Source organism: bacterium, from assembly GCA_021372535.1.
Lineage (GTDB): Bacteria > Latescibacterota > Latescibacteria > Latescibacterales > Latescibacteraceae > JAFGMP01.
Window position 1 is genome coordinate 14,973 of sequence record JAJFUH010000171.1, and the last position, 14,226, is coordinate 29,198.

General features: G+C 52.3%; 10 protein-coding genes. All 10 read right to left on the reverse strand.

The window, feature by feature from the left end; translation table 11 throughout:
• Nucleotides 1-4 precede the first annotated feature (4 nt).
• Nucleotides 5-3,283 carry a carbamoyl-phosphate synthase large subunit gene (gene carB, locus LLG96_15080; GenBank protein ID MCE5251531.1) on the reverse strand — a complete coding sequence of 1,093 codons (3,279 nt, stop codon included), beginning with the start codon at nucleotides 3,281-3,283 and terminating at the stop codon, nucleotides 5-7.
• 146 nt (nucleotides 3,284-3,429) lie between these two features.
• Nucleotides 3,430-3,936: a hypothetical protein gene (locus LLG96_15085; GenBank protein MCE5251532.1), complete on the reverse strand. Its 507-nt coding sequence runs from the start codon at nucleotides 3,934-3,936 to the stop codon at nucleotides 3,430-3,432.
• Nucleotides 3,937-3,994: 58 nt separating this feature from the next.
• A complete protein-coding gene (gene pyk, locus LLG96_15090) occupies nucleotides 3,995-5,407 on the reverse strand; it encodes a pyruvate kinase (GenBank protein ID MCE5251533.1) in 1,413 nt (470 codons plus the stop codon).
• A 59-nt stretch (nucleotides 5,408-5,466) separates the two neighbouring features.
• On the reverse strand, nucleotides 5,467-7,038 hold the full coding sequence (locus tag LLG96_15095; GenBank protein MCE5251534.1) for an NAD(P)H-hydrate dehydratase: 1,572 nt from the start codon (nucleotides 7,036-7,038) through the stop codon (nucleotides 5,467-5,469).
• A 445-nt stretch (nucleotides 7,039-7,483) separates the two neighbouring features.
• Nucleotides 7,484-8,185 carry an HAD-IA family hydrolase gene (locus LLG96_15100; GenBank protein MCE5251535.1) on the reverse strand — a complete coding sequence of 234 codons (702 nt, stop codon included), beginning with the start codon at nucleotides 8,183-8,185 and terminating at the stop codon, nucleotides 7,484-7,486.
• Between the two features lie 3 nt (nucleotides 8,186-8,188).
• Entirely contained in the window at nucleotides 8,189-8,683 is a 495-nt protein-coding gene (locus LLG96_15105) for an N-acetyltransferase (protein ID MCE5251536.1), read from the reverse strand.
• Nucleotides 8,680-10,092, reverse strand: coding sequence for an argininosuccinate lyase (gene argH / locus LLG96_15110; GenBank protein MCE5251537.1), 1,413 nt, complete (start codon nucleotides 10,090-10,092; stop codon nucleotides 8,680-8,682). Before argH ends, LLG96_15105 begins: the two co-directional genes overlap by 4 nt.
• Nucleotides 10,092-11,306, reverse strand: coding sequence for an argininosuccinate synthase (locus tag LLG96_15115; protein ID MCE5251538.1), 1,215 nt, complete (start codon nucleotides 11,304-11,306; stop codon nucleotides 10,092-10,094). Before LLG96_15115 ends, argH begins: the two co-directional genes overlap by 1 nt.
• A 10-nt stretch (nucleotides 11,307-11,316) precedes the next feature.
• Nucleotides 11,317-13,161 carry a glycosyltransferase family 39 protein gene (locus LLG96_15120; protein ID MCE5251539.1) on the reverse strand — a complete coding sequence of 615 codons (1,845 nt, stop codon included), beginning with the start codon at nucleotides 13,159-13,161 and terminating at the stop codon, nucleotides 11,317-11,319.
• A gap of 6 nt (nucleotides 13,162-13,167) precedes the next feature.
• The coding region (locus LLG96_15125) for an acetylornithine/succinylornithine family transaminase (GenBank protein ID MCE5251540.1) at nucleotides 13,168-14,226 on the reverse strand (1,059 nt) is incomplete at its 5' end.

The window sequence follows — 14,226 nt, forward strand, 5'->3', positions numbered from 1 at the left end:
CCGGTCAGGATGCCTGTCCTTTCTCCTCCTCCGCCGTAAGCACCGTCCGATCTTCCCGAAGCGCCGGTGGTTTGTTTCTGTGATACTCCTGGAGGCACCTGACTCCGACAGGTTTCGATACCAGGGAAAGAATACCTTCGGCAGCGGCGACTGCGCCCGCTATGGTCGTAGTATACGAGACATTATGAATTATTGCGGCACGTCTGATTTCATAATCGTCGGCATGTGATTCGCGACCTATGGGAGTATTGATCATGAGCCCTACGGAACCATCGGTCAGCAGGTCGAGAACATTCGGTCGCCCTTCGTATATCTTGAGGATAAGTTCTGTTTCGATGCCGTGAGATTGAAGAAAGTCCTTGGTTCCCGATGTGGCGACGATGGTGAACCCTGCCTGCCTGAGTTTGGCGGCGATGGGAACGATATCGTTCTTGTCATGGTCATTGACACTGATAAATATACGGCCGGAAGTCGGGAAGAACGAATTCACCGATATCTGGGACTTGGCAAACGCCACACCGAAATCATAATCGATTCCCATGACCTCCCCGGTTGATTTCATTTCGGGGCCGAGTATTGAATCGACTCCGGGGAACTTGATGAACGGCAGCACCGCTTCCTTGACACAGTAGTAATTGAGGGAAACCTCCCTGGTAAAACCTAGTTCGCGCAACGTCCTTCCGGTCATGACACGCGCGGCTATCTTTGCGAGGGGAACACCGATCGATTTGGAGACGAACGGCACAGTCCGCGATGCTCTCGGATTGACCTCGAGCACGTAGATTTCATTATTTTTGACGGCGTACTGGATATTCATGAGGCCGATGACATTGAGCTCACGGGCAAGATCACTTGTATGCCGCCTGATACGGTCAAGTATATCAGCGCTCAGACTGTAGGAGGGCAGAATACACGCCGAATCTCCGGAGTGAATCCCGGCATTCTCGATATGCTGCATGATGCCGCCGATCACCACATCGATACCGTCCGCCACGGCATCGACATCGATTTCGATCGCCGATTCGAGAAACTTGTCGACAAGTACCGGCCGTTCCTCGGAGACATGAACCGCCTCACGCATGTACGATTCCAGGGCATTGACGTTATAACAAATCATCATCGCACGACCGCCGAGCACATACGAAGGCCTGACAAGAACCGGATAGCCGATTCTGTCGGCGATTTTCCGCGCTTCCTCAAAGTCGGTCGCGGTGCCGTTCGGCGGCTGTTTGATGCAGAGACGGTCAACGAGCGCTCCGAACCGCTTGCGGTCTTCCGCAACATCGATGGATTCCGGAGATGTCCCGATAATGGGAACACCGGCATCCTCGAGCCCTTTCGCCAGCTTGAGAGGTGTCTGACCCCCGAACTGCACGATAACTCCGTCCGGGCGCTCCTTTTCGCAGATCGAGAGGACATCCTCGAGTGTAAGAGGCTCGAAATACAGCTTGTCGGATGTATCATAATCGGTCGAGACTGTTTCTGGATTTGAATTCACCATGATGGTTTCGAATCCGTCTTCCTTGAGGGCGAACGAAGCATGAACGCAGCAGTAATCGAACTCGATACCCTGCCCTATTCTGTTCGGGCCGCCGCCGATGATCATGATCTTCTTGCGGTCTGTTTTGACGACCTCGCACTCGTTCTCATATGTCGAGTAGTGGTACGGTGTAAACGCTTCGAATTCCGCTGCGCAGGTATCCACAGTCTTGAATACACTCCTGATGCCGAGTGTTTTCCGCAGCGTCCTGATATCAGGCTCCTTTTTCTTCCAGAGATACGCAAGCTGGCGGTCGGAAAAGCCCAGAGCCTTTATACGGTGCAGCTCCACGGGAGTAACGGACTCGAACGGGATTTTACCGATTTCACGTTCTTCCTCGACGATTTCAAGCATGTTGGAGAGAAACCACCGGTCTATTTTTGTGGCCTGATACAGTTCCTCAACCGTATGACCCGCCTGAAAAGCTTTACGAAGCGCGAACAGCCTGTCATCATACGGTGTCCTCACATACGAAAGCCAGTCATCGAGCTTCCATGCATCATCAACCCCATCCGCGCCGAGGCCGTACCGTCCGATTTCAAGGCCGCGGATTCCTTTCTGGAGGGCTTCCTTGAATGTTCTTCCGATGGCCATGACCTCGCCGACGCTTTTCATCTGGGTGCCGAGACGGCGGTCTGCTGAGGGGAATTTTTCAAAAGTCCAGCGCGGGATTTTTACCACACAGTAATCTATTGTCGGCTCAAAACACGCCTTTGTTTTACGGGTGATATCGTTCGCTATTTCGTCGAGTGTATAGCCCACGGCAAGCTTGGCGGCTATCTTGGCGATGGGGAATCCCGTGGCTTTCGATGCAAGCGCGGAGCTCCGTGAAACCCGGGGATTCATTTCGATAATCACAAGACGGCCGTCTTCGGGATTCTGGGCGAACTGGATATTTGAGCCGCCGGTCTCAACGCCGATTTCGCGGATAACATCGATTGCCCAGTCACGCATCCGCTGATATTCACGGTCGGTCAGCGTCTGGATGGGCGCAACGGTGATGGAATCGCCGGTATGGACACCCATGGGATCGAAATTCTCGATGGTGCAGATAATGACCACATTGTCGTTGAGATCGCGCATGACTTCGAGCTCGAATTCCTTCCAGCCGATAAGAGACTCTTCAATGAGAACCTCCGAAATCGGGCTCAACTCAAGTCCATGTTTGACCTGGAATTCAAATTCCTGCCTGTTGTATGCAATCCCGCCGCCTGTCCCGCCGAGGGTGAACGAGGGCCGTATGATAGCCGGAAATCCCACATCTTCGAGTATCTTCCACGAATCATCGATAGAATAAGCAAATCCGCCTTTCGGCTGTTCCACATTGATACGCTGCATCGCTTTGGAGAAGAGCTGACGGTCTTCCGCTTTTTTTATGGATTCAAGATCAGCCCCGATCATGCGGACTCCATACTTATCGAGCACACCGCTCTCTGCGAGTTCGACGGCGACATTGAGCCCTGTCTGGCCGCCGATGGTCGGGAGCAGCGCATCGGGGCGTTCTATGTCAATAATTTTTTCACATATATCGGCATTGATGGGTTCGATATAGGTCCGCTGGGCAAACTCGGGATCGGTCATGATGGTCGCCGGATTCGAATTGACAAGAACGATCTCGAATCCCTCCTCCATGAGCGCTTTACATGCCTGTGTACCGGAATAATCGAACTCGCATGCCTGTCCGATTACAATGGGTCCGGAACCTATGAGCATAATTTTATGAATATCGGTTCTTCTCGGCATTTATTGTTCCATTTACAGGAGGTTTACCTGATTGAGTTGTCTAATCCGTGAAATACGTGGTCTGCCAGGTTACAATGAAGTTGAAGTAAACTCGTGTCGGTTGTAGAATTCATATTACCGGATAATTCGATTTCATCGCCTTTTTTTTACCGAAATCCGACAAACCAGACAAGAAAAAGCGCTCCGATCAGCAGAACATAGAATCCGACATTCACAATCACGGAGACAAGCGTCCTTTTACGGTTGTTACGCTTTATCCTTCGTGAAGTTCTCTTTTTAACATCAGCGAGAACGAGCTCGGCGGCCTGCGGATTGAGCATTTCAAACAGACCTGTAATTGCACGCTTGGCGATGAGAACCTGTTCCACAAAAATATCGTGGTACGGTCTGGTGTTATCATTCGCTCTTCCTGTCTTAAGTATGGGCACAAGGCTTTCACTGGTTATAAGTCCGGCCTTGAGCAGAGCAATTTTGATTTTTGTTATTCTGAGATCGCCGTGAATGCTTACATTTGTGCGGAGTACAAACTCGCAGGCATCGAGAAAATCTCTGAAAAATGCCCGAATCTCATCGTCGGAAAGGGAAAGAAAATACGATTCTTCAATGAGCTCATCGATCTGCTGTTTAATCGCTTTATCAGTCCATCGTTTCATATTCTAAATGTATGAAATTACGAGGTAAAAAGCAAGCGTCACGAAAAAGCCGAAATGTTTATTTAACCTTATGAACATTCATAAGATTCGTCGAACCCGCCATTCCGATCGGAGTACCCGATGTGATGACAATGATCTCTCCCGGCGCGGCATACCCGTTCGCTTTTGCAATGATCTCGGCAGTGCTCACCATGCTGTCGGTATCGATAACCTCTTTGACAAGGACAGTGCGAACACCCCAGTAAATTGCAAGCCTCCGCCGTATGGATTCGCTCGGGGTGATGGCGAGTATGCGTGTTTTCGGCCTGTGCTGGGAGAGACGTCTTGCGGTCGAGCCGGACTGGGTATACGCCACGATAGCCTTTGCCTGAAGCAGTTCGGCTGCCCGGCATGCTGCGGCGGTCACCGCTTCTTCAATGGATGATTCCCTTGGTTTCCAGTCCAGGAAGCTGCGCCCTTTGCCCATTTCACACTCGACGCCGTCGATGATTCTCCTCATGGTTTCGGCAGCCTTGATGGGATATTTCCCAACAGCGGTCTCCCCGGAGAGCATGAGAGCATCGGAACCATCGATAATCGCATTCGCAACATCGGAGGTTTCAGCACGGGTAGGGTTGGGCTGGACGGTCATCGATTCGAGCATTTGCGTGGCGGTAATAACCGGTTTTCCTGCGTCGTTGCAGGCTGTGATAAGCCGTTTCTGGATGAGCGGAACCTGCTCGGACGCCATTTCCACACCGAGATCGCCGCGGGCGATCATGATACCGTCCGCCTGTTCAAGTATCTGTTCAAATGCAATGACGGCCTCTTCTTTTTCTATCTTGGCGATTACGGGGATATCGGAGCCGCAATTCGCAATCATTTTCTTTGCCTTGATGACATCATCGGGCGAGCGCACAAACGAGAGGGCAAGAAAATCTATATCCTCACGGACTGCAAACTCCATATCCTTGAAATCTTTGGCGCTGATTGCGGGCGCGGAGACATTGACTCCCGGAAGATTCATACCCTTATGCGGTTTCAGAATCCCCCCGACCACTATTGCCGCACGAACCTCTTCGGGCCGAACCTCAACAACACGCAGTTCTATTCTGCCGTCATCGATAAGAATCCGGCTCCCCTTTTCAACATCACTCGCAAGGTTCGGATACGTTGTGCTGACAAGATCGGCAGTTCCTCTCGCAACATTGGTCGTTATGGTAATTTCTTCCCCGGCAATCAGGGTAACAGCGTCTTTTTCGAGCTCGCCGATACGTATCTTCGGCCCGCAAAGGTCGCCGAGTATGGCAATGGGCTCGCCCTTCTTTGTCGCCGCATTCCTGATAGCGGAAATCATCGCCCTGTATTCGTCATGATTTCCATGAGAAAAGTTGATACGGGCTATGTTCATGCCGTTTGCAATGAGCCCCTCGATAATTCCGGGTTCACTGCACGCCGGTCCCATGGTGCATATAATTTTGGCTCTTGCCATAAATACATATCTCCATTATAGTTTACAAGTCGTCCCGGTTTTCAGCCCCCACGAATCATTTATGATCGACGGCTCCGGTAATTATCGGTCAGTTCCTTCAATACAAAGGGAAGCTGTTCCAGGGCATCGCATGCAATGACTCCCCTCATTCCTCTCAATTCCGATACCCGTTCACCCGCACTGCCATGAACATACGCTCCGAGTACGGCGGCATCGAACAGATTCATCCCCTGTGCGGCAAGCCCTGCTATCGTTCCGGTCAGCACATCTCCCATGCCGCCGGTCGCCATCGATTCATTCCCCGTAGGATTTATCCAGACCGTCCCATTCTGATCGGCAATAACAGTCGGAGCACCCTTGAGGAGCACGATTTTCCCCGTCGTACCGGCAGCCTCCTGCGCTGCACGAACCGGATCACCGGTAATATCGTTCACGGATTGTTCCGTCAGGCGTGAAAGCTCTCCGATATGTGGGGTAATGACCATTTCACAGGGTGCATCCGCAAGCACAGCCGCCTTTCCGCTGAATGCGTTGATCCCGTCCGCATCGAGCACAATCCTGCCGGAATAATTCCCGGTAAATCGCCGTACCAGTTCCGCTGTCTCATGGTATGTTCCCAGTCCGGGCCCGACCGCCACAACATCGGCTCTTTCAACCGCAGTACGCACCATGCCGAGAGCACGGAGCGACAGGCAGCGTTTTCTGCGGACTTCGGGAAGCGGCAGGGTCATGACCTCGGTCAGCTTTACCTCGAGAATGTCGTTGAGGCTCGCCGGACATCCCACGGTGACAAGCCCTGCCCCTACACGCATCACGGCACGGGCAGACATTGTCGCCGCGCCGGTCAGACCGACCGAACCGGCAAGGATGAAAACCCGTCCCGCATCACCTTTGTGAGCGTTGTATGCCCGCTCCGGTATACGCTGCGCCGCCTCGGACGGTGTCAGCGAAAATCCGATTGCTTCGACCGAATCAAGAACATCCGGATCAAAACCGATCTCTTCCACGGTGATGCGCCCACACTTCCGTTTTCCCGGTCCGAATACATGACCGACCTTGAGGCACCCGAAGGTAACGGTGTAATCCGCCCTGACAGTATCACACGATACTTCACCGGTGGAAGCATTGACTCCAGACGGCACATCCACAGCAACGACTGTCGAATCCGAATCGTTGACAAGCCGGATAACGGATGCAGGCAGACCGGTTATATCGCCCCTGAGACCGGTTCCGAACAGGGCGTCAACGATGACTTCAGCCGAGCCGATACGGTCAGCGGCTTTTTCGAGACCCTTTTCATCGAGTATCTCGTTGACGGTAATGCCCGAAGCCTCCGCATCGTGCATGCAGGTCAGAGCATCGCCGGAGACAGCATCTTTGCGTCCGATAAGATATAATTCCGTACGGTAACCGCCGCGGACAAGCAGCTCGGCAACGCGAAATCCATCACCGCCGTTGTTTCCCTTTCCCGCAAGGACGACAATCCGGTCTCCGGGCTTCCCGACCGCTTTACCGGAAACGGTTCTGAATACAGCCGTACCGGCATTGCGCATAAGCTCGACGCCGGGAGTTCCCCGCTCGATGGTGACGCGGTCAACATACGACATCTGGTCAGCGTTGAGGAGTTTCATGACGGAATCCGTTCCGGACCTTCATTTAAAATACAACACCCGTGTGAGTAAAACATGAATGTTCCGTTTAAAAACCGCTTGCATGGACAAAACCGGGCAGCCTCATAGAAACGGGAAAAACATGCTTAAGACCCCCAAAAATCCATGATGAATTGTATTGTAATACATTGATTATAAATAGAATATAGACCATTAAAGCCTGTGAATTTATAAACCCGTTGAAAAGCCCCGCGGTCACAACCGGTTTTCGGAAGAAGAATGGGTGCTGTCCGAGCGAGCCGAAGGCTCGTGAGTTCACACATTCCCGAAAAACGGGCAGTGAACGGGGAAAAAGGCTTTTCACGGGGTGCCTTTTCCTTGGTTACTTCCTTTGGGCACGCAAAGGAAGTAACATATAAAAAGTGTTCTTTAAAAAAATGGGGGGGTCCCAGGAAAAACGTACCCTTTACAACCCACCGTTCTTGTTGAGCGTATCGACAATATTCAGAATTTCCCGTATGTCGTCGATGGCATAATCGGCTCCTTCCGAACCGACCGGTTTACGGTCGAACACAAAACCATACCGGGCAAAAACGGTATACATGCCCACCTTGCGCGCTCCGACGAGATCACGTTCCGGCCAGTCCCCCACCATGAGTGTTTCATCGGGTGCGGTTTTTATAAGCGAAAGGACTTTTTGATACGGCGTTGCATGCGGTTTTCTGAAACCCGTATCGTCGAATGTGATAACCGAGTCGAATGTATGCTGCAACTGGAGATAGCAGAGCCTGAGCCACGCCTCCAGCCGGGGCGCATCCGACAGGACTGCAAGTTTGAGCCCCCGCCTGAGCAGCTCGGTCAGCGTCAGGGTGACATGGGGATACGTGACAAGAGACGCTTCCCGCGCTTTCCGGTATGCAACGACTCCGCTCGACAGAATCTTCCAGTCGATATATCCGAGGTGTTTTTCAAGAAAACTGTCAAACACCGTCTGATATTCGATGCCTTTGAGGTCATAAATCGCATACAGCTCACGTTTTATCTCTGCCGCATCCATGATGAGACCGGCATCGATCCTGGCATTGGCAGCGGCCTTGATGGCGTTTTCCTTCATGGCCATAAAATCCATAAGGGTATTATCCAGATCAAATACGACAGCCTTGATCAAAACTCATTCCTCCACGGCATTTTCTTTTTTCAGTACAAGGATCATTGCAACTTCGTCGCAGTTCGGAAAATGCACACAATTAACACAATCGTTCCATATCTTATGGGGCATTTCCGATTTTTCGATAAACGTAAATCCGAGATGGGCAAAAAAATCCACCTTATACGTCAGAACAAAGACCCTCTCTATACCGAGGATTTTCGTTTCCTCGATCAACGACTCGACTATAGCGCGGCCCAGTCCCTTGTCCTTGAACTCATCCTTGAGCGCAACCGACCGTATCTCGGCGAGGTCCGACCACATCACATGAAGTGACCCGCATCCCACAACCTGTCCGTCAACCTCGATCACCATGTAATCACGGACATTGTCATATATCCGCGACAGGGGACGTTGAAGCATAACACCGGTCTGAGCATGTGTGTTGACAATCTCGGCGATAAACGGCACATCGCTGACACGGGCTTTCCTTAAAAGGGCATTACGGTAAAGAGTCATGATTTCACCCTTTCTCCGAGCAGCGTTTTCGCGCGGGAGATTTGAGCGATCAGCGCTTTCCTGCCTGTCCCGCCCTCAAGGGAGCGACGGTCGGCGGATACGGAGAGATCGAAAATACCGTATATATCATTCCCGAAGAGGCCGGAGTGTTTTATATAGACATCGAGCGGGATATCCTTCATGGCCGTACCATTATTCTGAGCCCACTTTACGAGTCTTCCCGCAACGGTATGAGCTTCTCTGAACGGCATCCCTCGGAGAGTGAGATAATCGGCCACATCGGTTGCGAACACGCTGCTGTCGAACGCCGACTCCATTCTGTCGGTATGAAACGTTATCTCTCCGATAATCCCGCGTATGATTCCGAGACACTCCCCGACTGTTTTCAGGGTATCAAACAGGGGTTCCTTATCCTCCTGCATATCCCTGCAGTAGCTGAAGGGCAGACCTTTCATGATGGTAAGCAGGGTCATGAGATTGCCGTAAACCCGCCCGGTCTTACCGCGAATGAGCTCGAGCGAATCGGGATTCTTCTTCTGCGGCATCATTGACGAGCCGGTCGAAAACCGCTCCGAAAGCTCCGCAAACCCGAATTCCGCGGACGACCATATGATGAGGTCCTCGCACATGCGCGACAGGTGCATCATGAGCATCGAAGCCGCGGAGACGGTCTCGATGATATAATCCCGGTCGGAAACCGCATCAATGCTGTTCTCCGTAACAGCGGAAAAACCGAGCTTCCGGGCGATATAATCCCTGTCGACCGCGAACCCGCTTCCCGCGACAGCTCCGGATCCAAGCGGCATTCTGTCTGTGCGTTTACGGGCGTCGGCCATACGCTCATGGTCCCGTTCGAACATCCAGAACCATGCCATGAGGTAATGCCCGAGCCGCACCGGCTGTGCCTGCTGCAGATGAGTATACGCGGGTACGATGGCATCCAAACAGCGCCCGGCCTGTTCGATAATGGCTTCCTGGAGCGCCCGGATGGATCCGTTTACGGTATCGAGCGCCCCCAAAAGATAGAGCCGTTCGTCGAGAGCAACCTGGTCGTTCCGCGACCTCCCCGTATGGAGTTTTGCGCCGACCTCACCAATAAGCCCGATGAGCCGTGATTCGACGGTCATATGGACATCCTCGAGCGTGTGGTCGAACACAAACGCACCTTTCGCGCGCTCGGCCTTTAAAGCGCTTCCGACCGTTTCGAGGCCTCCGGTTATCTTTGAAACCTCTGCGGCTTCGAGTATTCCGGCCTTTCCGAGCGCTTCAACCCAGGCGATACTGCCCTGTATATCAACCTCAAGGAGCTCGATGTCCACATCGATGGAAGCGCCGAACGCTACCATCAGGTCATCGGGTTCATCACTGAACCGTCCGCCCCACATGGTTTTTTTCTTGTTACTCCCCATTATGAATCTCCGAGTTTTCTGAAACGGGAGTTTACCGTTTCGGGCAGTCCGAAGAGATTGATGAATCCCTCGGCATCAGCCTGATTGTAAACCTCATCTCGGGAAAATGTCGCAATATCTTCGCGGTAGAGCGAATCAGGACTCTTCGCCCCGACGGCGGTACAATTCCCCTTATAGAGTTTCACCCGAACCGCACCGGTAACATGCCGTTCGGTGACCGCGACAAACGCATCGAACGCCTCTCTGAGCCTCGTATACCACTTTCCGAAATAGACCAGCTCGGCATACCGCAGAGCGACCTGCTGCTTGTAATGGAGCGTGTCGCGGTCGAGAGTGAGTTCTTCGAGCGCGCGGTGAGCCTCGTAGAGTATCGTGCCGCCGGGGGTTTCATACACGCCCCGCGACTTCATGCCCACAAGGCGGTTTTCAACGATCGTGACACGACCGACACCGTTCCGCGCGGCTATCGCGTTAAGCCGTTCGACAAGTTCGACCGGGCCATACGGGGTGCCGTCCAGCGAAACAGGCCTCCCCTGCTCGAAACCGATAACGACATATTCTGCCTTGTCAGGAGCGTCTTCAGGAGAGGCAGTCAGAACATAGACATCCTCTTTCGGCTCGTTCCAGGGGTCTTCGAGATGCCCCCCCTCATGGCTTATGTGCCAGAGGTTGCGGTCGCGGGAATAAATTTTCTCCCTGGACTGGGCGATAGGAATATTATGCGATTCCGCATATTCGATCGCATCCTCGCGGCTCCTGATGTTCCACTCACGCCAGGGTGCAATAATTGTCAAATCCGGAGCGAATGCCTTGTATGTCAGCTCGAACCGGACCTGGTCATTCCCTTTCCCCGTGGCGCCGTGCGAGACGGCATCCGCATTCTCCTTCCGCGCTATCTCTACCTGACGGCGGGCGATGAGGGGCCGTGCAAACGAAGTCCCGAGGAGATACTTCCCCTCGTAGACGGCGCCGGCCATGAGGGTCGGGAATACAAATCCGGACACGAATTCCTCGCGGAGGTCTTCGATATAGAGCTTCGATGCGCCGGATTTGAGCGCTTTTTCCTCGAGGCCGTCAAGCTCTTCTTCCTGCCCCACATCGGCCGCCATCGCTATGATTTCACATCCGTAATTCTCCTTGAGCCACGGGATTATTATCGATGTATCGAGACCTCCTGAATAAGCGAGTACGACCTTTTTCACATTCTTTTTCATGGCTGACCTTTCACTTGGTATCGAAATAGATTTTCCATTTACCATTATCAGTGGCAAACTGCACATTATTAATCAGATATACTTCACGATCCTTTTCGTTCAACCGTTTGAGCTCGTTAAAGAAATTGAAAAATGTTTCCCTGTCGAGTCTCTGAATGAACGCCGGATGCATACAGTACAGAACACGCACCGGATCATTCATGGTGACTGCCTGGTTGATAGTCCACAGGGCGAAATATTTTCCGAAAGGTTTATCGTAATCCCAGTTTTCGGGAACCTCGTAAATCTCGACACCATATTCCGCTCCAAGGAGCTTCCAGTCCTTGGGTATAAGGACGACATACGGGGGATAATCGTCATATAAGTATTTCAATCCCAGGTCGTTCTGTCCGGAAAAATTCTTACGGTCGATAAGTACATACGAACCACTGATCTCCGTCGCTCGGTCGACTGTCTTGATATCGCGGAGCATATCCGAGCGGTGACCGTTTACATCGGCATACCGTATATCGGGCATAAAATAGAATGACAGCTTGTTGTTCCACCATCCGCCGGTTCCGTAAATCGGTTTGCGCGGGAGCGGTTTGAAAACGCTGTATCCCCATCGATACTCCTCCATGTTCGAATCAAGACCGGTTTTATAGCGCCCGGCGACCTTCATGGAGGTTGCAAGAACCACCGCCATGAGCGCGACAGCAGCGATTCCTGTAATCCACCGTATTCTGAGGTCTTTCAGACGTTTAATCTGCGCGTAACCAAGCCCTGCCGCATCACTGATGACAACGCCATAACAGAGCGCCATTGCTGGTGTGAGCGTGAGCAGGAAGCGCGGCAGCTTTTTCATGACCTGATAGTGCGAAAACGAGAGCGTCCCGAATTCGAGAAAGAGGTACACGAGCAAGAACCACCACGGTATCAGAAGCCCTTTACGGTCGCGCTTAATGATCGCTTTCACAAGCGTATACAGGACACAGGGAAGACCGAAATAAAATGTCAGGCCGAAGGTGGAACTGGAGTACATTCTTCGGCCGCCCTCGAGTACTTTCCCCATCGCCGCCGGGAACATATAATAGAACTGGGTAAGCATATTGTCGGAATTCTTCGGAATGTACCCCGAAGCGATCTGGGAATCACGGGCTGTTGTCGCAAGATGCACGTTGAACAGAAAATCCCCCGTTTTCAGGTAATAAATCCCGTACAACGCGAGAACGGGGAGAACGAACCCTGCGCCGACAAGATACAATCCCCGTTTCCACCGTCCGGCGCTGAATGCAAAGGGCAGGAAAAACAGGAGAAAATAGTACGAATTCTCACGGGTAATAAACGCCAGAAAAATAAAAAAACCCGTGAGAGCATAAAGCAGGTAACTTTTATACCCTTTCACCGTGTCGGTGTACAGAAACGCGAGCACCGCCGCACCAAGATAAAACGGCACAACGATGTCGGGCAGCAGCATCGTCCCATAGAGCACATCTCCGGGAAACGTTGCAAGAACAAACGCCCCGATAATTCCCGCATTCGGCCCGTAAAGTCTCTTCCCTATGAGGTACGCGAGGACGACAGTTCCTAATGACGCCATCATGGGAAACAACACCGCGGCAAACTCACCCGGAGGCAGAATCCTGAAAACGATGCTCACCGGAAACATGAGCCCGAGACGGAGCATCCTGAAATCCATATCAGTGTTCCACGGCCATATATCACGGAACATCGTGTATGCATAGACTCCATAGGAAAAATCATCCGCCTGCGTGAGTCCGGCGAAAAAACGCCATTTCAGGAGCGCGTTTATAACGAGGATAACCATAAGCGCCGCTCCGTACACATTAATTTTTTTCGAATCTTTCAAAGGCATATATTCTTACCTCCCGGCAAGATAGGTATCAAGCATATCGAGAACCCGGTCGATATCTTTTCTGCTCACAACGAGCGGCGGTATGAACCGTATGACATCGGGACCGGCCGCACACATGAGGATATGATTTTTCTCGAAATATTCCACAGCTTCCGAAGCGGGAAAATCGACGAGAATTCCCATGAGAAGTCCCTTGCCCCGTATTTCCCTGATCGATGAGTGCCGACCGGAAAGCTCCCCGAGCCGCTGCGCAAGGTACTCGCCCTTTCCGGCGACATCCCCGAGGAAACCGGGATCGGATATCATGTCGAATACACCACATGCGACACCGGTCACAAAGTGATTGCCGCCGAATGTCGAAGCATGTTCGCCCGGCTTGATCTCCGGCCAGACACGCGGCCCGGTAACCACCGCTCCGATGGGAAGCCCGCCGGCAAGAGGCTTCGCAAGGGTCATGATGTCCGGTGTGACTCCGGAATGCTCGTGGGCATAGAGCTTTCCGGTTCTTCCCATACCGCACTGAACCTCGTCGACAATCAGAAGCGCCTCGTGTTCCCTGCAGAGCTTCTCCACGTTTTTCATAAAATCACTTTCACCCATGTTCACCCCCCCTTCACCCTGGAGGGGTTCGACGATAACAGCGGCAATCTCATCGGTAAACACTTTCTCCACCGATGTGAGGTCGTTGAAAATCGCTTCATGGAATCCCGGAACGAGCGGTTCGAAGTTTTTCTGGTACTTTTCCTGCATGGTTGCCGAGAGCGCTCCGAGCGTCCGTCCGTGGAAAGAGTTTTTGAACGCGATGAATCCCGTTTTCGGCTTCGGAAACTTTTTTCCCCATTTCCGCGCGAATTTCAATGCTCCCTCCACCGCCTCGGTGCCGCTGTTGCAGAAAAACACCCGTTCGCCGAAACAGGTTTTGCAAATTTTTTCGGCAAGCACAGCCTGAGAAGGTATGTGGTAGAGATTGGACGTATGGATGATATTTTCCGCCTGCTTCCTGATAAGATCGCCGATGACGGGGTGACAGTGGCCGAACGCATTCACACCAAGCCCCGAATTGAA